The organism is Frankia sp. Hr75.2 (assembly GCF_949319125.1).
Classification (GTDB): domain Bacteria; phylum Actinomycetota; class Actinomycetes; order Frankiales; family Frankiaceae; genus Parafrankia; species Parafrankia soli.
In genome coordinates this window covers 63,266-88,926 of sequence record NZ_CASGGV010000055.1, presented here as the reverse complement: position 1 = coordinate 88,926, position 25,661 = coordinate 63,266, and the positions used below count along the sequence as shown (strand labels likewise).

General features: G+C 72.0%; 25 protein-coding genes. 8 read left to right on the top strand and 17 right to left on the bottom strand.

Translation table 11 applies throughout. From position 1 onward, the window contains the following. Positions 1-238 precede the first annotated feature (238 nt). From AC559T_RS06125 to AC559T_RS06095, 7 genes are all read right to left on the bottom strand, one after another. Positions 239-1,168: a DUF7064 domain-containing protein gene (locus tag AC559T_RS06125; RefSeq protein WP_498868051.1), complete on the bottom strand. Its 930-nt coding sequence runs from the start codon at positions 1,166-1,168 to the stop codon at positions 239-241. A gap of 71 nt (positions 1,169-1,239) precedes the next feature. Further along, entirely contained in the window at positions 1,240-1,737 is a 498-nt protein-coding gene (locus tag AC559T_RS06120; protein ID WP_112105648.1) for an MDR/zinc-dependent alcohol dehydrogenase-like family protein, read from the bottom strand. Positions 1,738-1,988: 251 nt separating this feature from the next. After that, a complete protein-coding gene (locus AC559T_RS06115; RefSeq protein ID WP_368953839.1) occupies positions 1,989-2,435 on the bottom strand; it encodes a peroxiredoxin in 447 nt (148 codons plus the stop codon). 167 nt (positions 2,436-2,602) lie between these two features. Then, positions 2,603-3,538, bottom strand: coding sequence for an aldo/keto reductase (locus AC559T_RS06110; protein ID WP_498868050.1), 936 nt, complete (start codon positions 3,536-3,538; stop codon positions 2,603-2,605). 116 nt (positions 3,539-3,654) lie between these two features. Next, positions 3,655-4,509, bottom strand: a complete 855-nt coding sequence (locus AC559T_RS06105; protein ID WP_498868049.1) for a flavin reductase family protein — start codon at positions 4,507-4,509, stop codon at positions 3,655-3,657. 28 nt (positions 4,510-4,537) lie between these two features. Beyond that, positions 4,538-5,515: a transporter substrate-binding domain-containing protein gene (locus tag AC559T_RS06100; RefSeq protein WP_235013839.1), complete on the bottom strand. Its 978-nt coding sequence runs from the start codon at positions 5,513-5,515 to the stop codon at positions 4,538-4,540. A gap of 341 nt (positions 5,516-5,856) precedes the next feature. Continuing rightward, a complete protein-coding gene (locus AC559T_RS06095) occupies positions 5,857-7,383 on the bottom strand; it encodes a GlnX family signal transduction membrane protein (RefSeq protein WP_498868048.1) in 1,527 nt (508 codons plus the stop codon). Between the two features lie 37 nt (positions 7,384-7,420). Here AC559T_RS06095 and AC559T_RS06090 point away from each other — a divergent pair, with 37 nt between their 5' ends. The 3 genes from AC559T_RS06090 to AC559T_RS06080 all read left to right on the top strand — a co-directional run bounded on the left by AC559T_RS06090 (position 7,421) and on the right by AC559T_RS06080 (position 8,967). Continuing rightward, positions 7,421-7,894, top strand: coding sequence for a hypothetical protein (locus tag AC559T_RS06090; protein ID WP_498868047.1), 474 nt, complete (start codon positions 7,421-7,423; stop codon positions 7,892-7,894). Positions 7,895-7,976: 82 nt separating this feature from the next. Next, on the top strand, positions 7,977-8,201 hold the full coding sequence (gene tatA, locus AC559T_RS06085) for a Sec-independent protein translocase subunit TatA (protein WP_071066273.1): 225 nt from the start codon (positions 7,977-7,979) through the stop codon (positions 8,199-8,201). A gap of 139 nt (positions 8,202-8,340) precedes the next feature. Then, positions 8,341-8,967, top strand: a complete 627-nt coding sequence (locus AC559T_RS06080; RefSeq protein ID WP_498868046.1) for a peroxiredoxin — start codon at positions 8,341-8,343, stop codon at positions 8,965-8,967. Between the two features lie 66 nt (positions 8,968-9,033). On the opposite strand, the gene AC559T_RS06075 is transcribed toward AC559T_RS06080, so the two are convergent. Both AC559T_RS06075 and AC559T_RS06070 read right to left on the bottom strand, forming a co-directional pair. After that, positions 9,034-9,957, bottom strand: a complete 924-nt coding sequence (locus AC559T_RS06075; RefSeq protein WP_498868045.1) for an alpha/beta hydrolase — start codon at positions 9,955-9,957, stop codon at positions 9,034-9,036. 53 nt (positions 9,958-10,010) lie between these two features. Then, positions 10,011-10,892, bottom strand: a complete 882-nt coding sequence (locus AC559T_RS06070; RefSeq protein ID WP_498868044.1) for an alpha/beta hydrolase fold domain-containing protein — start codon at positions 10,890-10,892, stop codon at positions 10,011-10,013. Positions 10,893-11,070: 178 nt separating this feature from the next. Here AC559T_RS06070 and AC559T_RS06065 point away from each other — a divergent pair, with 178 nt between their 5' ends. Further along, on the top strand, positions 11,071-12,693 hold the full coding sequence (locus AC559T_RS06065) for a dolichyl-phosphate-mannose--protein mannosyltransferase (RefSeq protein ID WP_498868043.1): 1,623 nt from the start codon (positions 11,071-11,073) through the stop codon (positions 12,691-12,693). 15 nt (positions 12,694-12,708) lie between these two features. Here the strand turns inward: AC559T_RS06065 and AC559T_RS06060 are convergent, their stop codons facing one another. After that, on the bottom strand, positions 12,709-13,527 hold the full coding sequence (locus AC559T_RS06060; RefSeq protein ID WP_071066278.1) for an Fpg/Nei family DNA glycosylase: 819 nt from the start codon (positions 13,525-13,527) through the stop codon (positions 12,709-12,711). On the opposite strand from AC559T_RS06060, the gene AC559T_RS06055 reads away from it, so the two are divergent. Further along, positions 13,513-13,677 carry a hypothetical protein gene (locus AC559T_RS06055; protein WP_498868059.1) on the top strand — a complete coding sequence of 55 codons (165 nt, stop codon included), beginning with the start codon at positions 13,513-13,515 and terminating at the stop codon, positions 13,675-13,677. The genes AC559T_RS06060 and AC559T_RS06055 overlap by 15 nt on opposite strands. A gap of 31 nt (positions 13,678-13,708) precedes the next feature. On the opposite strand, the gene AC559T_RS06050 is transcribed toward AC559T_RS06055, so the two are convergent. After that, a complete protein-coding gene (locus tag AC559T_RS06050; protein WP_131622092.1) occupies positions 13,709-15,430 on the bottom strand; it encodes a DHA2 family efflux MFS transporter permease subunit in 1,722 nt (573 codons plus the stop codon). A gap of 151 nt (positions 15,431-15,581) precedes the next feature. Here AC559T_RS06050 and AC559T_RS06045 point away from each other — a divergent pair, with 151 nt between their 5' ends. Next, complete coding sequence (locus tag AC559T_RS06045) at positions 15,582-16,055, top strand: MarR family winged helix-turn-helix transcriptional regulator (RefSeq protein WP_498868042.1); 474 nt, start codon at positions 15,582-15,584, stop codon at positions 16,053-16,055. On the opposite strand, the gene AC559T_RS06040 is transcribed toward AC559T_RS06045, so the two are convergent. The 5 genes from AC559T_RS06040 to AC559T_RS06020 all read right to left on the bottom strand — a co-directional run bounded on the left by AC559T_RS06040 (position 16,036) and on the right by AC559T_RS06020 (position 21,555). Then, positions 16,036-16,824: an NUDIX hydrolase gene (locus AC559T_RS06040; RefSeq protein WP_498868041.1), complete on the bottom strand. Its 789-nt coding sequence runs from the start codon at positions 16,822-16,824 to the stop codon at positions 16,036-16,038. The two genes, AC559T_RS06045 and AC559T_RS06040, sit on opposite strands and share 20 nt — an antisense overlap. Before the next feature lie 150 nt (positions 16,825-16,974). Further along, the gene (locus tag AC559T_RS06035) at positions 16,975-18,120 is read right to left on the bottom strand and encodes a thiolase family protein (protein ID WP_112107244.1); all 1,146 of its coding nucleotides are present in this window, start codon (positions 18,118-18,120) and stop codon (positions 16,975-16,977) included. 207 nt (positions 18,121-18,327) lie between these two features. Then, positions 18,328-19,119, bottom strand: a complete 792-nt coding sequence (locus AC559T_RS06030) for a dienelactone hydrolase family protein (RefSeq protein WP_112107242.1) — start codon at positions 19,117-19,119, stop codon at positions 18,328-18,330. Between the two features lie 42 nt (positions 19,120-19,161). Next, positions 19,162-20,412 carry a cytochrome P450 gene (locus tag AC559T_RS06025; RefSeq protein ID WP_131622095.1) on the bottom strand — a complete coding sequence of 417 codons (1,251 nt, stop codon included), beginning with the start codon at positions 20,410-20,412 and terminating at the stop codon, positions 19,162-19,164. Between the two features lie 189 nt (positions 20,413-20,601). Next, positions 20,602-21,555, bottom strand: coding sequence for an SDR family oxidoreductase (locus AC559T_RS06020; protein WP_498868040.1), 954 nt, complete (start codon positions 21,553-21,555; stop codon positions 20,602-20,604). A gap of 46 nt (positions 21,556-21,601) precedes the next feature. Here AC559T_RS06020 and AC559T_RS06015 point away from each other — a divergent pair, with 46 nt between their 5' ends. Then, positions 21,602-22,168: a TetR family transcriptional regulator gene (locus AC559T_RS06015; protein ID WP_071062980.1), complete on the top strand. Its 567-nt coding sequence runs from the start codon at positions 21,602-21,604 to the stop codon at positions 22,166-22,168. 97 nt (positions 22,169-22,265) lie between these two features. Here AC559T_RS06015 and AC559T_RS06010 read toward each other — a convergent pair whose 3' ends face one another. After that, on the bottom strand, positions 22,266-23,819 hold the full coding sequence (locus AC559T_RS06010) for an MFS transporter (RefSeq protein ID WP_071062977.1): 1,554 nt from the start codon (positions 23,817-23,819) through the stop codon (positions 22,266-22,268). 407 nt (positions 23,820-24,226) lie between these two features. Between AC559T_RS06010 and AC559T_RS06005 the strand changes: the two genes are divergently transcribed. Beyond that, the gene (locus AC559T_RS06005) at positions 24,227-25,513 is read left to right on the top strand and encodes a hypothetical protein (RefSeq protein ID WP_498868039.1); all 1,287 of its coding nucleotides are present in this window, start codon (positions 24,227-24,229) and stop codon (positions 25,511-25,513) included. Positions 25,514-25,661: the final 148 nt, after the last annotated feature.

The following is a 25,661-nucleotide window of genomic DNA, read 5'->3' as shown; positions in this document are numbered from 1 at the left end:
TGCTCCGATGGACGCGAACAATATGACCGAAACAGCGGTCACGATTCAACAGATACCCGCTGACCTGGGTTGATGCTCTGTCATGAGAACCTCCGCCGCAGCCCGCCCCGGCACCCGGGGCGGGCCACACCGACGGCGCCCCGTGGCGCACCGTCGGGTGGCCACGCGCCACGCCACGCCACCGATAGCCGATCCATTGCGTACTCGTTGACCTGACCGGGCCTGGCGTCACCGCCTCTCAGGGGCGGAGCAGCGACCGGACCTGCTCCCGCGGGAAGAACTCCTGGTTCTCACCCCAGCCCTGCTGGCCGTCCCAGCGCCAGTCGGTCAACGTCCAGAACGCCAGCCTGCCGGGCCAGCCGAACCAGCGCAGGGCGGTCACCACCTCGCCCTCGGCGTGCAGCGACCGCCCGCGGTCGTCCTCGGCGTCGAGCACGACCCTCGTCGGTGCGCCGCGACGCCGTTCCAGCACCCGCCGCTCACCGCGGACGAGCTCGCCCAGCTCACCGTTGCGGACGAGATAACCGTTCATCACCAGATCCACGCCGGGCTCGTCGTCGGCGATGGAGATCGCGTGCCAGTGCGAGTCCGGTGCGGCGATGGCCCAGAGGTAGTCCCCGGATCGCGACGCGCCCGGGCGGTGCGGGCCCCATGTACGGTCGCGCAGCGAGTAGCAGTCGATCTCGATCCGCTCGCCGTCCAGCACCAGCCACCCGGTGGCGCGCCCAGGCTGGTCGAAGTGCCGGGCCCCGGTCATCGTCTCCAGGTCGCTGTAGCGGATCTCGTGCGGCGCCATCAGCGCCGTCCACTCGAGGTCGAGCTCCAGGCCGAGCTCGGCGTAGGACAGCCGGTAGCTCCGTAACGGCTCGACCACCTCCTGGCGGAGGCTGTTCGGCAGCCGGAAGTCACGGAAGTCGAGCGGGCCGGTGGCTGGCTGGGTCCAGCGCCAGTCGTAGAAGCGGCAGTCGTAGGTCTCCTCGCCACTGGCATCCCACAGCGCGGGCCCGCCACCGGAGACGCCGGTCCGGACGTCGTGAAAGTAGTAGACGAAGCCGTTCATGCCCCGCTCGGGGATGGCGAAGCCGAACCAGGCGCTTTCCTTCCAGTAGGGGTCCTCACCCGCGGGGTGGAAGATCTCGTCGGCGGTGGCGTCGATCGGCCTGGTCACAGCCTCTGCCCTTCGTCTGGGACGCGGCACGGGACGGCCGCGGCCCCGGTGACGATAGGGGGTGCGGGTTCTCAGACGACGTCGAGCACGGCCCGGCGGCGCCGGGTCCGGCCGGCGGCGAAGCTCTCGAGCAGACCCGCGACCTCACCCCAGCCACCGCGCCAGCCCGGCCGTGGGCACAGCCGCCCGGCGGCGACCAGCTCGACGACCGTGGCCAGGTCGCCGCCGACCGGCCAGCTGCCCCAGAACCCGCGGACACGTCGGCGCAGCGGGCTCGCGAAGGCCGCCGGCGGGAAGACCATCCGCTCCCCGGAGATCGCGCCGACCGCGAGGGCGGTGCCGCCCTCCGCCAGCAGGTCGACCGCCCGGGTCATCGTCGACCCGCCCGCCGCGTCGAACCCCCAGACTCCGCCGTCGCCGAGCATCGCCGCGGCATAGCCCGTGTCGCGGTCGACCAGCGAGATCGCCGCCGTTCTGATCAGCACCTGGTCGGGCCCGGGTACCGGATCGGGCACCTCCCCAAGCCGCAGCCCGCTGGCCGCTGACCCGTCCGTCACAAGTGCCCGCATTTCTCCACTCTCCGCCCTCATTCCGATGCCCACGGTGATGGAGATTGAGATGCCTCCAGCCCATAGGCAGGACCAAATTTCCATCACGGCATCGACGACGAAACCGGTCGGTTCAGATTGAGAGGCGTGTCGCGTCCGGCGTGAGGCAGGTCTCGGCACGACGGAGCGGGGTCGGGCTGACCGCTCACCGGGTGGTGCGGCGGTCCGCGGGCGTGGCCTCAGGCCTCACGACCCGGCCCTGACGTCAGGCCTCAGCCGAGTGCGCGCAGCGCGTCGAGCGCCTTGTCCGCGTGCCGGTTCATCGCGAACTCCGAGTCGATCCGGGCGACGACCGTTCCGTCCCGGTCGAGGACGAACGTGGCCCGCTTGTTGGGGCCGAACCTGCGGCGGACCCCGAACGCGTCCGCGATCGTCCGGCTGGTGTCGGCGAGGAGCGGGAAGCCGAGGGAGTGCTTGGCGCTGAACTCGGCCTGCTTGGCGGTGTCGTCCGCGCTGACGCCGACGATGCCGGCGCCGATCGCCGCGAACTCGCTCGCCAGGTCGCGGAAGTGGCAGCTCTCCCTGGTACAACCCGGGGTCATCGCCGCCGGGTAGAAGAACACGACCAGCGGCCCCTTCGCCAGCAGGTCCGACAGCCGCAGTTCGGCGCCGGTCTCGTCGACACCGGACAGGTCACCGACCCGGTCTCCCACGTTCATCCGAGGGCCCTCCACTCGTTCGCGAACCGGCATCCTGGCCACCGGGCGACCGATCCTCCCACCTGTGCACGATAGGTGACATATCGAGTGGAGCGGACCGGCGCGCACTCAGGCCGGCAACGGGCACGCCGGTCGAGCACGCGCCGGTCAGGCGGGCACCGGCTTGTTCAGCCCGCGGCGGGCTGGGGCAGCGCGGCCAGGTCGTCCTCCGTCAGCGACCACCCGGCGGCGGCGGCGTTCGCCGACACCTGCTCGGGGCTGGTCGCACCGGCGATCACCGACGCCACGCCGTCCTGGGCGGCGAGCCAGGCGATCGCCAGCTCCAGCACGGAGCGGCCGCGGTCGGTGGCGAACGCGATGAGGGCGTCGAGGTAGGCGAAGTTCTCCTCGGTCGCCATCGCGGCGAAGTAGGAGCTGGAGGCCAGCCGGCTGCCGGCCGGGAACGGCTCACCGGCCCGGTACTTCCCACTGAGCATCCCGGAGGCGAGCGGGAAGTAGGGCACGATCCCCATGTCCGCCTTGAGCGCCGCCGGGACGATCTCCGCCTCGACGGCCCGCCGGAGCAGGCTCCACTCGATCTGGGCGGCGACGAACGGAGCGACGTCCCGCTCGGTGGCGAACGCCGCCCGTGCCTCGATCTGCTCGGCGCTGACGTTCGAGCAGGCGATGCTGAGTACCTTGCCCGAGCGCACCAGCTCCTCGAAGGTCTCCATCGCCTCGCTCAGCGGCGCCTCGGCGTCGGGAAAGTGCTGGTAGTAGACGTCGATGCGGTCGGTGCCGAGGCGGCGCAGGCTGCCTTCGCACCCCTCCAGGATCCGCCGCCGCAACGCGCCGGGCGTGTACGCCTCGCCCCGCGGGCGCGGGAGCACCTTGGTCGCGATGACCGCGGCGTCGCGGCGGGAACCGAGCGCGGCGCCGAGGAACTCCTCCGACGCGCCGTCGCCGTACATCTCGGCCGTGTCGAAATGGGTGATCCCGAGATCGAGGGCCGCGTGGACGACAGCCGCGCTCTCGGCGGCACCGAGCCGGGCCCCGAAGTTGTTGCAGCCCAGCCCGACGATCGAGACGGCTGGTCCGGCACTGCCCAGCGGGCGGGTCCGCATGACGGTTCTCCTTGGTTCCGCTCGGCACCACGGCACGAGCTGGTCGACGGCGCGCCTTGACGCGGAGGCACGCCTGGGAGGCGGTCGATCGGTCAGCCGCGCGGAGCGCACGCTCCTCAGCACGCGCCGCGGATACTCAGATCGCCGTCGCCGATCGTCCCATCCGGCTCTCCGGCACCCGGTCGAGGGCCCGCGCCACCCGCCGACAGCACCGCCGAGGGCACCGGCCTCGCACACACTCGCGTCGAACTCGCGGGCGCCGTGCTCGTCGGCACCGTGCCCGCTGCCGCCGTGCCCGCTGCCGCCGTGCCCGCCGACGTCGCGCCCGCCGACGTCGCGCCCGCCGACGTCGCGCCCGCCGACGTCGCGCCCGCCGACGTCGCGCCCGCCGACGTCGCGCCCGCCGACGTCGCGCCCGCCGACGTCGCGCCCGCCGACGTCGTCTGGACGGTGCCGTAGGCGCCGTCGTGGTAGACCAGCGGGGCCTCGGCCCGGCCGGTCTGGCTGTCGAGCACCTCGGCGACGACGAGATGATGGTCGCCCTCGACGGTGCGGCGCCGGATGCGGCACAGCAGCCAGACCGCGGCGTCGAGCAGCAGCGGCTCGCCGCCGGGGAGCGCCCGCCACCGCGTCGGCGGGCCGAACCGGTCAGCGCCCGGCTGCGCGAACCGGGCCGCCAGCTCATGCTGCCCTTCCGACAGCATGTGGACCATGAGCGTCTCGCTGGCCTCGAGCACGGGCGCGATGGACGACCGCACGGACAACGCCAGCGACACCAGCGGTGGGCGCTCGGACAGTGAGGCGACAGACGTCGCCGTGAACCCCACCGGACCGCGTGGCCCCGCCATCGTCACGATCGTCACGCCTGCGGCATGACGCCGGAAGGCACGCGCGAGCGCGCCCGGGTCAGCGACACTGCGGGCCGGTGACCGGCGCGGCGTCGGGTGCTGCGCGGAGACCTGCTTCGGCATAACCACACCCTTTCCCAGCGACGCCGATCTAACAACCACGGACGCCCCCGATCAGCCCGGCGGATGGCGGGCCGACGCAGCTGGCATGCTCGCGCTGTGACGGAACCGCCCCTGCCGCAACCGCCTCCGGCCAGGACGGATTCCGCGCGAGCGGACTGTCGCGGGGACCGAGAGCGCCGAACCACAGGTTGTAGATCCGGTCCCACTTCCCGCTCAGCATCATGTTCTTGAGCACACCGTTGACGAATCTGACGAACTCGTCGTCCTGGGCCTGATTCCCGCTGCGCCACAGGGCTACCCCGTAGGGCTCGTCCAGGGTCGCGGAGTCGGTCCCGAACACCCTGTCGAAGGCCGACGGGGCCACCTCGAGGTACTCGTCCTGATCGGCCATGCCGGCCAGAACGACGTCATCGGTCGCCGCGGCGTCCGCCCTGCCCTGTTGGACCGCGACGAGGCAGTCGGCGGCGCGCGGGAGCTCGATGACCGTCAGGCCGGGAATCGGTGGCCGGGACGGCGTGGCCGCCGGCGCCCCGGCGGCCGCCTCGCGCAGTTTCTCGACCGACGTGCTCTCCTGGGTGGAGCAGACGGTGAGGCCGGCGAAGTCGCCGATCGAGTGGAATCCGGCGTTCTTCGGGATGAGCAACTTGAAGCTGGACTCGAAGTACACCCCGGAGAAAAGGATGTCCGCCTTCCGCTCGCAGGTGATCGTGTAGGTCGCGATGACGAGATCCAGCCCGGACGCCGAGTCGGTCGCCGTATCCGCGTCCGGGTGTGCGGGATCGGCGTCGTCCATGATGAGAATGCCGCGCTCGCTCGTGGTGACCGCGTGGAACTTCATCCGGTCGGTGCCCGCCGGACCGAACAGCGCGGTGGCGATCTGTGCTGCTATGTCGACGTCGAAGCCCTCGATTTTGAGTGTCCGCCAGTTCATCGAACCGGCCGGGGGCACGTCGGTCGTGATCCCGACGTCCAGATAGCCGTTCCCGCCGTCGTAGATGGCTGCCATCGTCGAACCCGGGCGGAACCAGCCGGGGGAAGGCAGTGGCCCCACCGGTGGCAGGCTCGCCCGTACCGGCCGGCCATCGGCACAGACCTGTCCGGTGTCCGGCCCGGCCGGCGGCCCGGCGGGACGCGGGTCGGCCGGCGCCGCGGCTCGGTCGGTGACGGCCGGAGCCGACGGGACCGGACGCGCATCATCCGGCAGCTCCGCGCTGGTGGTCCCGCAGGCGGCGGCAGTGGCGGCGATGGCAGCCGCGGTGAGCACCGCGACGAGCCCGGCCGGCCGTCGTCGACCACGACGACGACGCGAACCGCCCGGACGACGCGACTCGCCCGGCAGGGCGGTCACTACCGGTACTCGCGGAGTCGTCGCCGCATGCCCCACACGACCAGGCCGGCCGCCACGGCCAGCAGCACGCCGGCCGCCAGCCCGAGGAAGGTCAGCGGGGTGGCGGCGGTCGACATCCGGTCGCGGAACCGCTGGGTGCTGACCTCCATCCCGCCGGCCAGCTCGTCGTCGAGCGCGCCGAAGGCGTCCGCTCCAGGGCCGGCGGTCAGCCGGGCCGCCCGTTCGAAGGAGTTCGCCCCCGAGCTGATCGCGTCGGTTCCCTCGGTACTCCCCAGCAACGACACGACCTCGTTCCGGTTGGTCAGCCACGTCCGAAGGCGGCCCTCGACGGCCGGGTCGAGGACGTCCCCAGGCAGCATGCGGAGCGCCAGGACCAGGGATCCGCTGCGGCCGGGCAGTGCGCCGGGCGGCAGCCGGTCGCCGGTCGCCGCGTCGTATCCGAGGGCCTCTACCGCCGTGTCGAGGCCCTCGTCGTACTCGGTTCCGATTCCCAGGGACATCAGATCGAGGTTCTCCTCGGCCCGGGCCTGCAACGCGAAGACCCGCGCCTGCGCGAGGGTCACCATGGGCATGTAACCGTCGTCGACGCCGTGTTGGACCCGGGCCTGCTGAGCCAGCGCGCCGGCGGCGAACAGGCCACCCGCGGCCAACAGGCAGACCGTCGCGGCGAGCAGCCGGAGTTCGAACACCCGGCGGCTTCGCCGCCAGTAGTGGACCTGGAGCGCGGTGAGCCCGGCTCCTCCGCCGGCGAAGAGCAGGAGCAGCGCTGTCTCGACCGCACCGTCGGTCGCGCGCCGGAAGTCCACGTCGACGTCGCGCCCACCCAGCTCGAGCAACATGTCGACCTTGGGGATGATCTGGTCCCGTACGAGGTCCGAGGCCGCCCGCAGGTACGCCTCGGCGACCGAGTCGCCCGTCTGGCTGTTGGCCTGGCCGGCGCTCACCAGACTCGCGTACCGGGGAATCAGCTGGCCCAGTTCGGTCAGGATCTCGTCGGCGCACGCCGACCCGGACGACCCAGCCGACCCGGCGGACGGGTCGGCGTCCAGGCAGCTTCGCACACCGAGTTGCTGCAGCCGGACGACTCCTTCCCCCGCCGCCCCGATCCGCTCGTCGATCCGGGGCTCGTCTCTCATCTGCCCGTACACGGCGCGCAGCCCGGCCGCGTCGGAGGCCTGGACGTCGAAGAGGGCGTGCCTGAACACCGACGCCGCGGCGGCCGCGTCGGCACTCGACAGCTCGCCCCGAACGAACTGGGCCTCGACGACCACCTGGCCCGCACGGTCACGGGCATCGCTGACGGCAGCGTGCCGCGACAACGCCACGAAGGTCGTGAGGCCCGAGAGCAGCGCCAACCAGACGGCGACGGCCACGGCGCCCGCCGCGAGCTGGCGTGGCGTGTCAGCCCAGGATCGGATCAGGCGGACCGGACCGGTCGACCACCGGCACGGACGACCGTACGGCCACAGGTCCACCGCCCCGGCCCCCGCTTGCAGGGAAGCCACGCGCTGCGCAACACCGGTCACGATGGGCAATATATTACCTAACGGATCACCTCGACCGATGGGCGCGACGCGGGCATCGCCGTCGTTCGCAGGCCTGGCCACCCGGCTCACGGCGCTGGCCGGCCGCCCGGCCCCGATGATCCCGGTGGTCGGGCCACCCGGCAGGACGGCGGCGCTCACCCCGGTGGGCTACTACGACGACTACCTCGCGATCGCCGGGCCGACCTGGCGCAACGAGGTCGCGGCCACCCTGGGCAGTGAGATCGGTTCGTTCCGGCCGGGCCGGTCGGCGGTCCGGGTGCTGCGGACCCGGTGGTTCGTACAGATAGCCGACTTCGACCGCGCCGCGCCGCCGCACGCGACGGCCAAGGCCGCGTTCCGTGGCCGGGCCGAGGTCCGGCACTACCCGTGCGACCACTTCGATCTCCACGCGGGCAAGCCGTGGCACGAGCCGGCGCTCGCCCACCAGATCTCCTTTCTCCGGCGGGCGCTGGCGCCGTCGGCCGGCCGCGCCGCGGTGGCCGCGCGCTGAGAGCAGGCCCGGGTCCGGAGCACGTAGCATCCGATCTGGCCCGGCAAGGCGGACACGTACTCGTCCCGAAGAGGATGGTTCCATGGCTGACATCGGTACTCCCGAGCTGCTCATCATCGCAGTGGTCGTCCTGGTCCTCTTCGGTTCCAAGAGGCTTCCCGACGCCGCCCGGTCCCTCGGCCGGTCCCTGCGGATCTTCAAGTCGGAGATCAGGGCGCTCGACACGGACGCGCCGGCCGCGCCGCAGGGCCCGGCACCGGTCGCAGCCGAAGTCCCGATGCCACTGAGCGTCACCTCGGCTCAGTAGCCACCGACGCTCCCCCGGCACGGGAAGAAAAGGCTCGTCCGGCGGCCACATGAGGTCTCGCACATACGGTCGCGGCCGATCGACCGTAGCCTTGGCCTGGCCTGAACAACCACCCGACGCTACGACGAAAGGACGGCCCGTGGGTCTCCGCCTGGGCGACACCGCTCCCGACTTCACCGCCACGACCACCGACGGCGAGATCACCTTCCACGAGTGGAAGAAGGACTCGTGGGCGGTCTTCTTCAGCCACCCGGCCGACTTCACCCCCGTGTGCACCACCGAGCTGGGCCGCACCGCCGCGCTGCAGAGCGAGTTCCAGAAGCGGAACACCAAGGCTCTCGCGCTGTCCGTCGACCCGGTCGACCAGCACAACGCCTGGGCGCCGGACATCGCCGAGGTCGCCGGCAGCGCGCTCAACTTCCCGATCGTGGCCGACCCCGACCACCGCATCGCCGAGCTGTACGACATGATCCACCCGGGTGAGGGCGACACCTCCACCGTGCGTTCGGTGTTCATCATCGACCCCGCCGACAAGGTGCGGCTCTCCCTCACCTACCCGAAGTCGGTGGGCCGCAACTTCGACGAGATCATCCGCGTCATCGACGCGCTCCAGGCCACGGACGCGAACCCCATCGCGACCCCGGCCGACTGGAAGCCCGGCGACCGCGTGATCGTCGCGATCTCGGTCTCGACCGAGGACGCCAAGAAGCGGTTCCAGAACGTCGAGGAGACCAAGCCCTACCTGCGCTACGCCGACGCTCCCTGATCGATCACGTCACCGGTCTCGTCCCGCCCGATCGCGGGGCGAGGCCGGCCGCCGGCCGCGCGTCCGTCAGGCCGCGCGGCTCAGCGCGCCGCTGAGGAAGGCGAGCTGCGCCGGCACGACGGAACGCCAGTATTCGGGGGTGTGACCGCCCGGGCCGAAGTTCTGTTCGCTCGCCGCCAGGTCACGGGCGGCCTGGCGGGACACGGCGAGGAACGGGTCGGCGGCGCCGCAGTCGATTCGGTACGACACGCCCGGCACGGGTGGCGTCCCGAGGACCGGGTGGGCCGCGAAGTCGGCCCTGGAGTCGAAGGCGCCGGGGGCGCTCGCCCCGTAGGACGGCCACATCGCCGGGCTGCTCGCCGCGACCGCCACGACCAGTCCGGGATGGCGACGGGCCAGTAGCAGCGCGCCGTACCCTCCCATCGACCATCCCGTCGCCGCCAGCCGGGTAGCCCGCAGGCCCAGCCCGGCGAACCGGGGCAGCACCTCGTCAATGATCATTTTTTCGGGGTCGTCACCCGAGGCGCGGCGATGCCAGTAGGTCTCGCCGCCGTCGACGGCGACGAGGGCGAACGGCGCCACGCCCACCGCCAGGGCCGCGGTGAGATACCGGTCGAGGTTCAGCAGGCCGACCGACCGCTCGGCGTCGTCCCCCCGGCCGTGCAGGACGAGGCAGGCCGGCAGCCCGTCCCGGGACCCGCCCGGCGCAATCACCACCATGCCGACCTGCCGGCCCCTGGCCGCGCTCGCGAAGGTCACTCGTGAGACCTCCACGGGGCCGGCCGCGACCGCCGAAGCGGCCGGCGTGCCCGCACCCGCCACCGGAGTGGTCGCCGCCGAAGCCGGTGCCGCTGACGGGGACGACGCGGGCGGGGCGGGCGGGGCGGGCGCACCGGAGCCGTCCGAGCATCCGGCGAGGCCCCCGCCGACCGCGGTCGCCGCGAAGGCCAGCAGCACCCGCCGGCTCGGCGGCACGGCTCTCGAGGGCATGGCGGAAATCGTCCCATCCCGGTCCGGCCGCGGGGTCGGCGGTGCCGCCACGGTCAGCTGGCGACGTCCCGCACGATCACGCGGGACGCCGCGCGGCCCTCCGGTACCGGGATGAGCGGGTAGACGTGCACGGCACCGTCGCGGACCGTGAGCTCCACCTGGAGGCCCTCGGCGGCGGCCCGCTTCTGGAAACGCAGGACGTCGGGGTAGAGCAGGTCGCGGGTGCCGACGTACACCTGCGTCGGGGCGATGCCGGTGAGCCGCCCGTTCATCGGGCTGAGCCGCGGTGCGGCCGGGTCGTCGCCGTCGGCCCAGGCGCGACCGGCCTCCACCAGGCCGATGCGGGTCAGCCAGGGGTCGCGGGCCTCCGCCGCCGCGACCGCCGGGTCGCCCAGGGTGAGGTCCAGCCACGGGGAGATGAGTACCAGGCCACGTGGCTGCGGCAGCCCGTGGTCTTCCAGGGTCTGCGCGAAGCCCAGCGCCAACCCGGCGCCGGCGGAATCCCCGGCGATGGTGACCGTGGCCGGGTCCATCTCGTCGAGCAGCCGCCGGTAGACCGTGGTGAGGAACGGATACGCCTCGCGGTAGGTGTGCCCCGGCGCGAGGCCGTAGTCGGGGACGTCCACCCGCACCCCGGCGTCGGCGAGCCGGGAGACCAGCGTCCAGTGCTGTGGCGCCATGCCGTTGATGTAGGAGCCGCCGTGGATGTAGACCGCCCCCCGCGCGGCGGGCCGGCCCTTCGGGGCGACGGTGTGGCAGGGGAACCCCTCGACCTGCCGGCTGCTCACCGAGTGCCGCCGGCGCAGGGCCGGCGGCGGCGCCGACGGCCGCTTCCGCGCCGCGATCCGCCGGTGGGCCCGTTCGACGGTGGCCGTCCCCGGCTTTCTGGTCAGCCGCAGAATCGCGGCGACGGCCCTCATCTGCAAGCTGGTCATCCACGTCCCTTCTGCTGCTATTAGACCAGTCCGGACGTCTCCGCCGCGAGGGCACATCCCGGGCCGCGCACGACGCGGAGATGCCTCCTCGACGCGGAGACCAGCGATCCCCGCGTGCGGCGCGGACCCGAGTGCCACCAGTTGTCCGTCTCGTCGGCGCAGTCCCTAGCCTGGCCATGTGACGGCAGCAACAACAGCTGATTTCTCCCGCTCCGGAACCGACCAGGCCGGTTCCGACCGGCGGCGCCCGACCGGGTCCGCGGCCGACGCGCTGCGGATGCGGCTGTGCCCGCCGATGCCCGATGACCGGGTGATCGGCTGGGTGGCCGCGCTCGCGGTCACCGCCGTCGCGGGCATCCTGCGGTTCTGGCAGCTCACCGAGCCGCGGGGCATGAAATTCGACGAGGTCTACTACACCAAGGACGCCTGGGGCCTGATGACCTCGGGCTACGAGGTGAACAGCGAGACCTGCACCGGCCCCGCCTTCGTGGTGCATCCGCCCCTGGGCAAGTGGTTCATGGCCGCCTCCGAGAAGATCTTCGGCTACACCGACTGCGCCGGCGTCGCGCACGGCAGCCCAGAGCTCGGATGGCGGTTCGCCTCGGCGCTGTTCGGCACGCTGGCGGTGCTGGTGCTCACCCGCACCGCACGGCGGATGTTCCGGTCCACCGTGCTCGGCTGCTTCGCGGGCCTGCTGCTGACCCTGGACGGGCTGGAGTTCGTCCAGAGCCGGATCGGCATCCTCGACATCTTCCTGATGACAGGGCTCGTGCTCGCGCTGGCCTGCCTGGTGCTCGACCGCGATCACGGCCGGGCCGCGCTCGCCGCGCGCGTCGCCGCGGGCCCGCCGTCCGGTGGCGCGCCGTCCAGGGCGACCGAACGCTTCGTCCGCTACGGGCCGCGCGCCGGGCTGCGGCCCTGGCGGATCGCCGCCGGGCTGTGCCTCGGGGCGTCGATGGGCGTGAAGTGGAGCGCGCTCTACACGCTGGTCGGTCTCGCCGCACTGGCCCTGGCCTGGGATGTCGGTGCCCGGCGCACCGCGGGCGCGCGGCGGCCGGTGCGCGGGGCGCTGCGCCGCGACCTGCCCGCCTGGTCCGGCTGTTACATCCTGCTGCCGATCGTGACGTTCCTGGCCACCTGGACGGGCTGGTTCGTCACCGACGGCGGTTACAACCGGCACAGGTACGGCGACGGGTTCTTCGCCGCCTGGCATGGCTGGTGGGACTACCAGCAGGACATCCTCGACTTCCACGAGCACCTGAGCGCGCCGCACGTGGCGCAGTCCACGCCGCTGAGCTGGCTGGTGCTCGCCAGGCCGGTGGTCTACGCCTACGACAGCCCGAAGCTCGGCGAGCGGGGTTGCCAAGCCGCCGCCGGCTGCTCCCGCGAGGTGCTGGCCCTGGGCAATCCGGCGGTCTGGTGGGTCGGCACAGCCGCGCTGGTCGCGATGCTCGCGCTGTGGGTCAGCCGGCGCGACTGGCGGGCCGCCCTGGTACTCGTCGGCTTCGGCTCGTCGTTCCTGCCATGGCTGGCGTTCCCCAACCGGACGATGTTCTTCTTCTACGCCCTGCCGTCGCTGCCGTTCCTGATCCTCGGGATCACCGCGTCCGCCGGTCTCGCGCTCGGCCCCCGCGACGCGTCGGACACCCGCCGCATGATCGGGGCGTTGTCGTTCGGGCTCTACCTGGCCGCCGTCGTGCTGATGTTCGCCTACTTCTACCCGATCCTCGCCGCCCAGACGATTCCGCTGAGCTCCTGGCGCGACCGCATGTGGTTCCCCGGTTGGATCGTCGCCCCCTGAGGCCCGGATCGGCGCTCAGCCCGGAACGGGTGGCTGGCAGCCGGGGCACCAGAACAGGTTCCGGCCGGCCAGCTGCACCGTGCGCACCTCGACGGCGCAGACCAGGCAGGGCTGGCCTGTTCTGCGGTACACGTAGACCTCTCCCCCGTGGTCGTCGACGCGCGGTGGGCGGCCCATCGCCTCCGGGGTGTGCGCGGGGCGCACGGTGTCGATCCGGCCCGTCCGCACCCCGTCGGCCATCAGTGCGACCAGGTCGGCCCAGATCTCGGCCCACTGGTCGCGGGTCAGCTCCCGGCCCGGTAGCAGCGGGTGGATCCCGGCGCGGAACAGCACCTCGGCCCGGTAGATGTTGCCCGGCCCGGCGACGACCTTCTGGTCCAGCAGGAGCACGGCGATCGGGGTGCGGCTGCGCTCGATCCGGCGCCAGGCCAGCGCCGGATCGGCGTCCGCGCGCAGCGGATCGGGGCCCAGCCGGTCGCGCAGCGCCTTCACCTCACCGGGTGCCAGCAGCTCGCAGACGTTCGGCCCACGCAGGTCGGCGTACCCGGTGTCGGCCGTGAGCCGCAGCCGGACGGCTCCCGTCGGCACGGGCGCCGGGCCGGGACCGAGTACGTAGGTGCCGTAGATACCCAGGTGGATGTGAAGGATCTGCTCGTCGCCGAATCCCAGCAGCAGGTGCTTGCCGTGCGCCTCGGCCTCGGTCAGCACCCGCCCGTCCAGCATGTGCGCGCCGTCGGCGAACCGGCCCTGCGGGCTCGACACGGTCACCGGCCGGCCACGGAACATCCGCTGGTGGACGGCCGCCAACCTGTGCACAGTGTGGCCTTCGGGCATAGTCGGGCGAGCATACCGACGGGCTGGTTCAAGGCCGGGCGGGTGCCGGTGGGCCAGGAGTCCGCCCAGCTCAGCTGGATGAGGAAGGTCCTCGCCTTCGGCAAGGGCACCTTCACCCACACCCGGCATGTCTTCACCAGGAGCCGCTGACGCGGCGTTCACGGCCGAGTTGCCGCCACCGTCACACGGCTGGATCAGGTGCCGGAGTGCCGACCGGGACGTACTCCCCCTCCGCGGCCGGCTCGTCCTCCCCGTCCCCGGCCGGCCCGTCGACGGCGTCGACCGCGTCGGCGGGCGGTCGCTCGTCGACCGCGGTGGCAGCGACAGCGCCGGCCGGTCGCTCGGCGGCGTCAGTAGCGGCGGGGGCTGCGGGAGCGGGGGCGCTGGTGGGCTTCGGGGCGTGGCGGGGCAGGAAGATGCTGGAGATGAGGCCGAGCACCGTCAGGCCGACGACCCACCAGAACGTGACGCCGAAGGCATGGCCGATCTTGTCCGCGACCGTCGCGGGCAGGTCGGTGCCCTCGGCGGCGTTCAGCACCCCGCCGTCCGAGCCGGGGATCCGGCTGGTGATCGCGTGCTGGAGCTGCACCGCGAGCAGGGCGGTGGCGATCGAGCCGCCCACCCGTTGCAGGATGTTGAGCGTCGTGGTGGCCCGCGGCACGGCGGTGGGCCGCAGCGTCACGTAGGCGGCGCTCATCGCCGGCATCATCGAGGCACCGAAGCCCAGGCCGCGCACGAACAGCAGCGCCCCGAGCACGACGGTGTTGGTGTGCGCGTCCACCTGGGTGAACGCGATCGTGCCGAGCAGGCAGACGGCCATCCCGACCGGTACGACGTAGCCGGCTCCGCGGCGGTCGGCGATCCGCCCGGCGATCGGCATGCCGATCATCGCGCCGACCCCCTGCGGGACGAGCGACAGGCCGGCGGCCAGCGCGCTCTGCCCTCGGGCGATCTGGAAGTACAGCGGCAGCAGGAACATCCCGCCGAACAGGCCGGCGCCGACCATGAACGTGGTCACCCCGGCGACGGTGAAGACGCGGTCGCCGAACAGGCGGAGGTCGAGCAGCGCGCCCTCGCGGCGCAGGGCGTGCACGACGAAGCCGGCCAGCGCGACCACGCCGGCGGCGACGCTGATCTGGACCTTCAGCGAGCCGAAGCCGTCGCCCGAGCCGGCTTCGGACAGGCCGTAGACGAGGGCCGCGAGGCCGGGTGAGATCAGCAGCAGACCGGGGACGTCGAGCCGGTGATGTGACTGCCCGCGGTCGTCGCGCGGCAGCACCCGCCACGACGCGACCAGCGCGACCGCGCCGATCGGCAGGTTGACGAAGAAGATCCAGCGCCAGTCGAGGTTGTCGACGAGCAGACCGCCGATGACCGGGCCGAGGATCGGGGCGACCAGCGCCGGCACACCGACGATGTTCATGACGCGGCCGATGCGCTGCGGGCCGGCGGCGCTGGCCAGCAGGGTCATGCAGATCGGCATGATCATTCCGCCGCCGAGGCCCTGGAGCACCCGGAAGACGATCAGGCTGCCGGCCGACCAGGCGGCACCGCACAGCGCGCTGCCGGCCAGGAACAGCACCAGCGAGATGTTCCACATCCGGGTCGCGCCGAACCGCTCGACCGACCAGCCGGTCAGCGGGATGACGACGGCGAGTGCCAGCAGGTAGCCGGTGGACACCCAGGAGATCGTCGACAGCGAGGCGTTGAAGTCCCGCCCGAGGGTGTTGATGGCGACGGCCACGATCGTCGTGTCGAGGATGGCCATGATCGCGCCGAGGGTGACCGTGAGCGCGAGGCGGCGCAGCGCCGGATCGATCTCGGTGGCATCGATCTCGGTGGCATCGACCGGTGCGGAGGCTCTGGTGGTCACCGCCCCCGCTTCGTGTGCTTGATCGGACACAGGTACTCCCGGAGCGAGGCGACGGACGGCCACCGGCTCCGCCGGTGGCCTGGTCGAGGCCCAGCATCCGTCGATAGTTGAGTACTGTCAAATATATAGTTGGCAGAACTAAAGATTTACCGGCGCGCTGTCGAACAGGTACCGTCAAGGAGTGATCGAATCGGCCGCGGGAGAGGCCTGGCGCGCCATGCAGGCCCTGGTCATGGGCGGCGAGGGGCACAACCGACTGCACCAGATCTGCCAGGATGTCGAACTCACCCCGGCCGCCCTCAAGATGCTGCTGGTGCTGTCCTCCGGGGCGCGGCCCATGCGCGACCTGGTCAGCGCGTTCCGCTTCGACCCGTCCTACCTGACGAGCGTGGTGGACACCCTGGAACGCCGCGGCCTGGCCCGGCGTGAGCCCCACCCGACCGACCGGCGGGCCAAGACGGTCACGGTCACCGACGAGGGCCGACTCGTGGTGGCGCGGACCCAGGAGCTCATGGCAGTCCCGCCAGTGTCGTTCGGCGTTCTCTCCCCCGCCGAGCACGAGCAGCTGTTCAGCCTGCTCCAGCGCGTCCTCGACGCCGAACCCGACATCCCCGACGCGCTGCGCCCCCGACCCCTCACGGCCAGGAGCGACTGACCGGCGGGGCGTCGCGCCGGGGCGCTGCCCCTGCGTACCTACGGACGATCGGTGCCAGATAGTCCGCCTGGGGGCCATCGAGAGCCACCAGATCGGCCGGAGAACGAACAAAGGCCATCTGGTCCAGCTCCGGATCGCTACCCAGTGCCGTCTCCGCGGATACGAGGGCGTCGAACTGCTCGCGCAGCAGGGACGCGGGTCTGCGCGGAGCAAGGAACAGGGCGCCGACGTCGCCGTCCTCCCCTCGAATGACCAGCCACAGCGTCAGGTCCTCGAGGGGTACGTCGATGCCGGTCTCCTCGACCAGTTCCCGAGCGGCATGTCGGCGCAGCGCGGCCACGTCGAGGGGCTCGTGGTCATCGGGCGGTTCGACGGATCCACCCGGCAGCTGCCAGCGACCGGCAGAAGCCGTCCACTGCGCCATCCGCCCTACCAGCAGGCGCTCGTCGTCGGTCGGCTGCACGACGCCGACGAACAGGAGGGATGACAGCCGCGAGCTGGCGCCGGGGAGTCGACGCAGGCCGTGGAACCGGTACCTCGTCCTCGCCCAGGCGAGGACCAGGCGGTGTGGCCCGTCCCAGTCCAGTCCGGCGCACGCCACCACCGGCCCGTCGAAAAGGCTGGGATTGGCCTGGACCGCCTCGTCCCACACGCGGTTCACGGCCAGCCGGTCCTCAGGTGACAGCCGAGGCGGGGCGGTTTCGACCAGGCGGAGCCGATGAACGTCCAGGAGCTCGATGCCGGCAGGCCGCGGGGACGGTTCGCTCACCGGACCATGCTGGCACGCCAGGAGAGAGGCGCAACGGAACGACCGGCGCGGTCACCGGGTGCCCGAGCTGTCGCGATCGGGCTGACAGGTGCCGGCCCGACCGCGACGGGTTGGTGGGTCAGAGCAGCTCAGGGTTCGACCAGCTCAGGGTCAGAGCAGCTCGAGGATGGTGGCGTTCGCCTGGCCGCCACCCTCGCACATGGTCTGCAGGCCGTAGCGGATCCCGTTGTCGCGCATGTGGTAGATCAGGGTGGTCATGAGCCGGGTGCCGGAGCCCCCGAGCGGGTGGCCGAGGGCGATCGCGCCGCCGTTCGGGTTCAGGGCCTTCGGGTCGGCGCCGATGTCGGCCAGCCAGGCGAGGGGCACGGAGGCGAACGCCTCGTTGACCTCGAAGGCACCGATGTCGTCGAGCTTCAGGCCGGACTTCGCCAGCACCTTCTGGGTGGCGGGGATCGGCGCGGTCAGCATGATCACCGGGTCGGTGCCGGCGAGGACGGCGGTGTGCACCCGGGCGACCGGGCGCAGGCCCAGCTCGGCGGCCTTCTCGCTGGTCGTCATCAGCAGCGCCGACGAGCCGTCGGAGATCTGGGACGAGTTCGCCGCGGTGATCACGCCGTCCGGCTTGAAAGCCGTCCTGAGCTGGGCGAGGCCCTCGACCGTGCCGCCGCGGCGGATGCCCTCGTCCTTGCTGGCCACGGTGCCGTCGGCCAGGGTGACCGGGATGATCTGCTCGTCGAAGCGGCCGTCGTCCTGCGCCGCCGCCGCCCGCTCGTGGGAGAGCAGCGCGAACTCGTCGAGCTGGGTCCGCGACAGGCCCCAGCGCTCCGCGATCATCTCGGCGCCGATGCCCTGGTCCGGGAAGGCGCCGTTGTAGCGGGCCAGGTACCGCTCGCCGAAGGGGACCTTGTCCATCAGGGAGGAGCCCATCGGCACCCGGGACATCGACTCGACGCCGCCGGCGACGACCACGTCGTACTGCCCCGCGATCAGCCCGGCGGCGGCGAAGTGCACCGCCTGCTGGCCCGAGCCGCACTGGCGGTCGACGGTCACGCCGGTGACGGTCTCCGGCCAGCCGGCGCCGAGCGCGGCGTTGCGGGCGATGTCGAAGGTCTGCTCGCCCACCTGGCCGACACAGCCCCACACCACGTCGTCCACCAGAGCCGGATCGACGCCGGCCCGCTCGGCGAGGCTCGCCAGCACGTGCGCCGAAAGATCCGTCGGATGCACACCTGACAGGGAACCATTGCGCTTGCCGGTCGGCGTGCGAAGGGCCTCCACGATCACCGCGTCACGCATGACAGTCGCTCCTCACAGTCGGTACAACTACTCGCCGGGTTCTCACCGAGGATCCCGCATTGAAGATCATGGCGCCCGCGATGCCGTCGCGCCCGCCATCCGCGCGCAGGATCCCGCCACCCGTCCGGCGCGCGCGACGTGAAGCGATCGTGACGCCCGTAGCAGCCGGCATGACGGCAAACCGCTGGAAAGTAAACGTACACTCCCTTACTCTCCGCGGCCATCCTCCGCCCGGCCGCGCCGAGCCTCCTCACCGTGCTGAACGCCTGGCTGGCACGGGGTAATCCGGGTACCGAGCTCCTCCTCGAACAGGTCGACCATCGCGCGCCACGACCGCTCGGCGGCCCGCCCGTCGTACCGGATCCCGGGGCGGGTGCCGTCGAAGGCCGGGTTCGTGAACCCGTGGGCCACTCCCCCGTGCAGGATCATCCGCCAGTCGACCCCCGCGGCGCACATCTCCCGTTCGAACGCGAGACGTTGCTCGAGCGGGACGAACGGGTCGTCGGTGCCGGCGCACACCAGCACCCGACCGGTGATGTTCCCGGCGTCCTCCGGCCGAGGCGTGGCGAGATCGGCGTGAAACGCGACGACCGCCTTGAGGTCCTCCCCGTCCCTGGCGAGGTCCAGGGCGAGGGTGCCGCCCATGCAGAATCCGACGGCCGCCACCCTGGCCGGGTCCGCCGCCTCGTGGGAACGCAGGACGTCGAGCCCGGCCCGGCCGATCGCCCGTGCCCGCGCGGGGTCGGCGCTCAGCTCGGCGAAGCGGGGGCCGAGGTCCGCGGGCGGTAACTCCCTGCCCCCGCCGTAACAGTCGAGGGCGAACGCCACGCAGCCGAGCCCGGCCACCCGCCGCGTCCAGTGCCTGACCTGGTCGCCGAGCCCCGTACCCCCGTGGCAGAGCAGCACCGCCGGGCGGGGGCCGGACACCGTGTCGTCCAAAGCCAGCGCGCCGACCAGCCGCAGGCCCTCATACGTGTACTCGATGTCGGCCGTGTACACGCGCCCTCCAGCTCTCGCCCGGCGCCCCGACGTCCGACCGGGTCAGGTCCGTTCGCCGTCCGGACCAGCATCCTGGCCGGTTCCGTGCGCCGCCGGGGTGAGATCCCGGGAGCAGGTCACCGTCGCGCCGCGCAGCTCGTAGCTCATCAGCCCGTCGCACCAGGTCATGTCCGGGGTTCGCGCGAGCCGGAGGTCGGGCAGGCGCATCAGCCGGTCCAGGAACACGCGGGTCTCGTTGATCGCCACCTGCGCGCCGGGGCAGCGGTGGCTGCCGTCACCGAAGCTCATGTAGGAGCCGACCGCCTTCAGCCGCCGGGCCCGGTCCGGGTCGAGTGCGTGCGGGCACTCCCCGACCGTCTCCGGGTCGACGTTCGCGGCCCGGATGCTCACGGCGAGCAGCTCGCCCTCCTTGACGGAGCCCACCCCGAGGTCGGAGTCCTGGGTCGCGCGCCGGTGCAGCATGGCGGCGACCGGCTCGAGGCGCAGGATCTCCTCGATGATCGCGGTCTGGTCGGCCTCGTCGCCCGCCGCGAACCGGGCGCGGAGCTCGTCGTCGTCGAACAGGTGCCAGGCCACCATCACGATGAACTCACGGGTGGTCACCATCCCGGCGACCGCGTAGGTCATGCACTCGATGAGGATCGCCTTGTCGGGGTAGCCCTCGTCGATCAGGTGCGAGATGACGTCGTCCCGCCGCTCCCGCCGCCGCGACCTGATCGCGGGGCGCACGTCCCGCAGGAAGAACCGCATCGCGTGGACCGCGGTCAACGCCTGGGCCCCGACGCGGATCACGGGATGCATCCCCCGCAGCCGGGTGCCGAGCAGGGTCGCCTGGATGCGCCGCGCCATCGCGACCTGGTTGCTGTCCGTCAGGCCGACGATCTCCGCCGCCACGGCGACGGCGAGCTGGTAGCTCAGCTCGTCGAGCTGCCCGCTGCCCTTCGCCCGTAACCGGGCGAGGAGCTCGTCGGACGTCCGCTCCATGACCAGGCGATGGCGGGTGCTGATGGCCTTGGGCGTGAAGAAGCGCGCGATCGCCGTCCGCCGCCGCCGGTGCTCCTCGCCGTCGAGGAAGAAGACCGGGCCGTGCTCGTCGCCGCCCACCTTCACCTGCTCGGAGCCGGCTCCGGCCTGCAGCATCGTCGCGCTGCGCAGGATGGCCCGGCCGAAGTCGAAGCTGCCGACGACGCGCGCCCCGGCATCTGCGCGCACCCGCTGCGCGGCGAGCGCCGCCGACTTGCGGTCGTCACGAGTCGGGTCCATCGGGCACTTGGGAAGTTCGGTAGTCGTCACAGCCGGCTCCAGACGGTCACGAAGAGGGGCCGAGGACACGAACGCGCGGATCACGATGGATGGCAGGGCCGGGCCCACGGCGCTCGCGTCTCGTCAGGCGCAGCGTAGCCCATTTCATGCACGGAGTCTTGCACGAATACGGGCTGCGGGAACTCCCCGTCCGGCTCACCGCGGGACGGACCGGAAGGATCAGCTGGACGTCTGGAAGTAGTGGCCCTGGTCGAGGTCCTCGACGAGGCCCTGCCGGGTCGGCTTCCAGCTCAGCAGCTCGCTGGTCAGGTGGTTGGAGGCGGGGCAGTCCGCCGCGAGGAACGGGGCGAGCCAGCCGAAGTGGTCGCCGGCCCGCTCGGCGGGCACGGAGACCACCGGGACGCCGAGGCCGCGGCCGATCGCCTCCGCGACGGCGCGGATGGGCACGCCCTCCTCCGCGACCGCATGCAGCACCGAGCCGGCGGGGGCGCCGTCCACGGCGAGGCTGACGAGGTGCGCGGCGTCGAGGCGGTGGACCGCCGGCCACCGGTTCTCGCCGTCGCCGATGTAGCCGGAGACGCCGCGCTCCCGGGCGATCGCGACCAGGGTGGCGACGAAGCCGTGATCGCCGGCGCCGTGGACCGTCGGGGCGAAGCGCACGACCGAGGTCCGCACGCCCCGCTCGGCGTACGCCAGCGCCGCATGCGCACTGGCGATCCGCGGGTGGACGCTCGGGTCGGCGCTGTCCCGCTCCGTTCCGACCCGTCCGACCGTGAGCCCGAGCGTGCCCGAGGCGATGAGGAGCGGGCGGCCGCTGCCCTCGAGCGCCGCGCCGAGCGCTTCGATCGCCTGCAGGTCGGTCTGCGCCGCCTGCGCGATGCGGGAGAAGTCGTGGACGTAGGCAAGGTGGACGACTCCGTCGGACCCGGCCGCGCCGGCGCGCAGGCTGTCGGGGTCGTCGAGACCGCCGCGCAGCACCTCGGCGCCGAGCGCGCTCACGGTGGCCGCGGCGGTGTCCGAGCGGGCGAGGCCGACGACCTGGTGGCCGGCGTCGCGGAGTTCGGGGATGACAGCCGAGCCGATCCACCCGGATGCGCCGGTGACGAAGATGCGCATGAGGACCTCCAGAGGGCCGTCCGCCGCGGGGGCGGACGTGATGTCACTTGATGACATGACCCTAGCAGGCCATGTCAGCGTGTGTCATCACTAGAATCGCCGCATGGGGCGATGGGAGCCGAACGCGAGCGGCCGGCTCAGCGAGGCGGCGATGGAGCTCTACGTCGAGCGCGGCTTCGAGCAGACGACCGTCGCCGAGATCGCCCAGCGGGCGGGGCTCACCGCCCGGACGTTCTTCCGCTACTTCGCCGACAAGCGCGAGGTGCTCTTCGCCGGCTCGGCCATCCTGGAGGAGCACCTGATCGCCGCGCTCGAGAGCACCCCCGCCTCCGCGTCGCCGATGGAGGCCGTCGCGGCCGCCCTCGACGCGGCGGCGACGATGCTCGGCCAGCGGCGCGAGTTCTCCCGGCGGCGCCAGTCCGTCATCGCCGCCAACGCGGAGCTGCGTGAACGCGAACTGATCAAAATGGCGTCACTGTCCGGTGCCCTCGCCGCGGGTCTGCGCCGGCGCGGCGTCGCCGACTCGGACGCCAGCCTGGCCGCGGAGGCGGGGATCGCCGTCTTCCGGGTGGCGTTCGAGCGTTGGGTCGGCGAGCCGACCGACCGGGGCCTGGCCACGATCATGCGCGAGTCGCTGGAACAGTTGAAGGCCCTCACAGCTGCCAGCTGACGGGGCGAGGCACGGCCGGCACCTCGCCGCGCTCACCCACCGTGATCTCGCTGCCAGGATTCCCGTTATTCCGCGGGTTGGCGGTCGCCGGCCCCGGTCAGCGGGCGGAGACGGCTGCCGTCGCCGGCTCGGCCGTCCGCGGCGACGACGGGCGGGGCGCCGGGAGAACGACGTCCGACTTCAGGGCCACCTCGGGCTTCGAGGCGACGTCCGGTGTCGGGGCCAGGCGGCCGGGAATGGCGATGGCGACCAGGCAGGCGACGAGGGCGGCGCTGGCGCCGATCAGGAATCCGATGTGCATACCGGCGAGGGACGGCACCTGGGCCGAGCCGAAGGTGACGGTCATGTTCGCCAGGACGACACCGATCACCGCGCTCGCGGTGGACGTCCCGATGGAGCGCATGAGGGTGTTGAGACCGTTCGCCGAGGCGCCCTCCGAGGCCGGGACGGCCTGCATGATCAGGGTGGGCATGGCGGCGTAGGCCAGACCGACACCGATGCTGGTCACAACGCTGACGAGCAGGACTCCGAGCGGGCTGCCGGTGAGGCCGATGGCGAGGAAGTAGCCGGCGGAGATCACGGCCGAGCCGGCGAGTAGCGCCACCTTCGGGCCGCGCACCGTGATCAGCCGGCCGGCGATGGGCGAGACGGCCATCATCACCAGGCCCGCGGGGGCCATCCACAGGCCGGTGGCGAGCAGCGACTGGCCGAGCCCGTGCCCGGTGGCCTTCGGCAGCTGCAGCAGCTGCGGGCCGATCAGCGACATCGTGTACATCGCGAAGCCGAGCATGACCGAGGCGAGGTTCGTCAGCAGCACGGGGCGCCGGATCGTGGTGCGCAGGTCCACCAGGGGCGCCTCGACGCGGGTCTCCCACCAGGCCCACGCCACGAGGAAGGCCGCGGCCGTTCCGCCCAGGCCGAGGGTGGTGATGCTGGTCCAGCCCCAGGTGCTGCCCTTCGACACCGCGAGCAGCAGCGCGACGAGCCCACCGGAGAGCAGGACCGCCCCGGACAGGTCGAACCGGCCCGTGCCGCGCACCGGCGACTCGGGAACGACCCGCCAGACCAGGATCATCAGCGCGACGACGGCCACGGTCGAACCCCAGAACAGCACGTGCCAGTTCGTCTGCTGGGCGATCGCGGCGGCGAGCGGCAGGCCGAGGGCGCCACCGATCCCGAGGGAGGAGCTCATCAGCGCCATCGCCGGGATCAGCCGCTTCGCCGGCAGCAGGTCACGCATGATGCTGATGCCCAGCGGGATGATCGCCAGCCCGAGGCCCTGCATCGCCCGGCCGACGACCATCGGCACGAGGGTGTCGACCAGGGCACAGACCAGGGAGCCGAAGCCGAGCAGGAACCCGGAGACGAACAGCATGCGCCGCTTGCCGTAGAGGTCACCGAGCCGGCCGAACACCGGGTTCGCGACCGACGCGGCGAGCAGGGTCGCCGTGATCACCCAGGACGCGTCCGCCGCGTTCGTGTGCAGCAGCGACGGCAGTACCGGGATCAGCGGCACCATCAGGGTCTGCGTCATCGCGACGACGATGCCCACGGCGCCCAGGACGGCGATGATCGCGTTGACGGGCAGTGCGCCGTCCGCCCGGTGGGCGGTGGCCGAGTCGTTGTGGCCGGTGTTCTCGATGGAGGCCATGCCTCCTCCCAACATTCGTTGCACGATACAAATATATGTATCATGCATATGAAGCGAATGTCAGTGCATGACCGGGCGGCGTCGGTCACACTCCGCACAGCGACGCCCGTTCCAGCCCACGGGGCGCGACGGCCCGGAACCCGGACCGACCCCGACCCCGGGCCGGCCGACAGCGGGAGCCGATCCGACAGCGGGGCAGACGCCCCGCCGGCCACCCCGGCGCGGACTCCCCTACGCCAGAGCGGACACGCCCACACGGCCGCGGCCGGACGCCGGGAGCCCATCCCATCGGCCCGGGAGCAGCCAGGCGTTGCGGTCCACCCACATTGGTGACATTATGCTGTCACTAAATATTCCCAATCGGGATAGGTGACATATATGGAAAGCACCCGACAGGAGTCGTCACGATGACATTCGCCGGTGACCCGGACACTCGACCGGTGCTCGCGACGCCCGCGCAGATCCTCGCCGAGGAGACCCTCCTCCAACTGCTCGACGACCCTGCCCTGAAGAACGTGCGGGCGGAGCTTTACGCCGAGCTGGCGGCGACACCCAGGGGGCAGACGAAGTCGGGCGCGGCCACCCTTGACGAGGCGATGTCGCAGTGGACGAATTCGCTCGTCATGGCCGAGATCGGGAACTTTCTGCCGACCCCCGCGCCGGTGTGGGGAACGGATGACACGCCGCGTGAATGGCTCGGCCACACGCTTCCCGGTGTCGGAACCTCGGGAGACAATCCCGACGCGCTCTACCGCACCACCTTCCTCGAGGGAGACCGGCGCTACGAGGTCGTCGGCCAGTTCGACCTGGCGCGGCGGCCCGCGCAGCTCAACATCGAGCTGCACCGGGGAAACAAGGTCAGTCCCCCGCCGATCGATCTCAACAAGTCGGACCTGACGCCGCTCGCCAGCATCACCGACCGTGATCTGCAGATCGCCACCGACGGGTCGTTCCGCATCACCATCGGCCCGGAACCGGAGAGCCCGGTGCACCTGCTGTCGGCTCCGGGCAGGCTGACCCTCGGTTCCCGCGACATGCTCGCCGACTGGGATCAGCGCCCGTCCCGCATGGAGCTGCGCCCGCTCGACGACGTGCCGCCCGGCACCTTCGATCCCGAGGAGATCGGGAAGGCCGCCCTCCGCGATCTTCCGCCCTACGTCCGCTTCTGGGCGAAGTTCCCGGAACTCTGGTTCGGCGGCCTCAAGGGCAACAAGATCACGCCCGCTCAGGGCCGCAACGGCAGCATGGCGGGCTTCATGGCGGCGCTCAGCTGGGACCTCGCCGCGGACCAGGCCATCATCGTCACCACCGATCCGATCGGTGCCGCCTACACCGGCTTCCAGATGATGGACCCCTGGATGATCAGCGCGAACGGCAAGCAGGCCCAGGTTTCCCTCAACCGGGGCCAGACCGCGCCGAATCCGGACGGCACCTTCACCTTCGTGCTGTCACACGAGGACCCCGGCGTCGCCAACTGGCTCGACACGACCGGTCTCGCCGAAGGACTCGGGCTGATCCGGTGGCAGGCGGCGCCGGCCGGCGCAACGATCGACACGAGCACCCTCGTGCGCGAGTTCAAGGTCGTCTCGCTCTCCGAGGTGGACGCGTTGCAGGATCTCCCCCGCGTCACGCCCGAGCAGCGCGCGGCGCAGCTGGCCGCGCGGGTCGAGGGATACAACAAGCGGACCCTGTAGGGCCGGCGAATCCCGCCGGCCGGATTCGGCTTCCTACACATCCGGACCGCGGTATCCGGAATGCGGGCGCCGCCGCCGGCCGATGCCGGGGGCCCACCCAGGCCCCCGGCTCCGCCACCTCGCCCGGCGAAGATCCGCATCAAGGCGG

Excerpts from the sequence above, each read along its gene's own strand:
- AC559T_RS06120 (WP_112105648.1), bottom strand. The coding sequence starts at position 1,737 with ATGCGGGCACTTGTGACGGACGGGTCAGCGGCCAGCGGGCTGCGGCTT.
- AC559T_RS06115 (WP_368953839.1), bottom strand. The coding sequence starts at position 2,435 with ATGAACGTGGGAGACCGGGTCGGTGACCTGTCCGGTGTCGACGAGACC.
- AC559T_RS06110 (WP_498868050.1), bottom strand. The coding sequence starts at position 3,538 with ATGCGGACCCGCCCGCTGGGCAGTGCCGGACCAGCCGTCTCGATCGTC.
- AC559T_RS06105 (WP_498868049.1), bottom strand. The coding sequence starts at position 4,509 with ATGCCGAAGCAGGTCTCCGCGCAGCACCCGACGCCGCGCCGGTCACCG.
- AC559T_RS06100 (WP_235013839.1), bottom strand. The coding sequence starts at position 5,515 with ATGGCAGCCATCTACGACGGCGGGAACGGCTATCTGGACGTCGGGATC.
- AC559T_RS06090 (WP_498868047.1), top strand. The coding sequence starts at position 7,421 with ATGGGCGCGACGCGGGCATCGCCGTCGTTCGCAGGCCTGGCCACCCGG.
- tatA (WP_071066273.1), top strand. The coding sequence starts at position 7,977 with ATGGCTGACATCGGTACTCCCGAGCTGCTCATCATCGCAGTGGTCGTC.
- AC559T_RS06075 (WP_498868045.1), bottom strand. The coding sequence starts at position 9,957 with ATGCCCTCGAGAGCCGTGCCGCCGAGCCGGCGGGTGCTGCTGGCCTTC.
- AC559T_RS06070 (WP_498868044.1), bottom strand. The coding sequence starts at position 10,892 with ATGACCAGCTTGCAGATGAGGGCCGTCGCCGCGATTCTGCGGCTGACC.
- AC559T_RS06060 (WP_071066278.1), bottom strand. The coding sequence starts at position 13,527 with ATGCCCGAAGGCCACACTGTGCACAGGTTGGCGGCCGTCCACCAGCGG.
- AC559T_RS06035 (WP_112107244.1), bottom strand. The coding sequence starts at position 18,120 with ATGCGTGACGCGGTGATCGTGGAGGCCCTTCGCACGCCGACCGGCAAG.
- AC559T_RS06020 (WP_498868040.1), bottom strand. The coding sequence starts at position 21,555 with ATGTCATCAAGTGACATCACGTCCGCCCCCGCGGCGGACGGCCCTCTG.
- AC559T_RS06015 (WP_071062980.1), top strand. The coding sequence starts at position 21,602 with ATGGGGCGATGGGAGCCGAACGCGAGCGGCCGGCTCAGCGAGGCGGCG.
- AC559T_RS06010 (WP_071062977.1), bottom strand. The coding sequence starts at position 23,819 with ATGGCCTCCATCGAGAACACCGGCCACAACGACTCGGCCACCGCCCAC.
- AC559T_RS06005 (WP_498868039.1), top strand. The coding sequence starts at position 24,227 with ATGACATTCGCCGGTGACCCGGACACTCGACCGGTGCTCGCGACGCCC.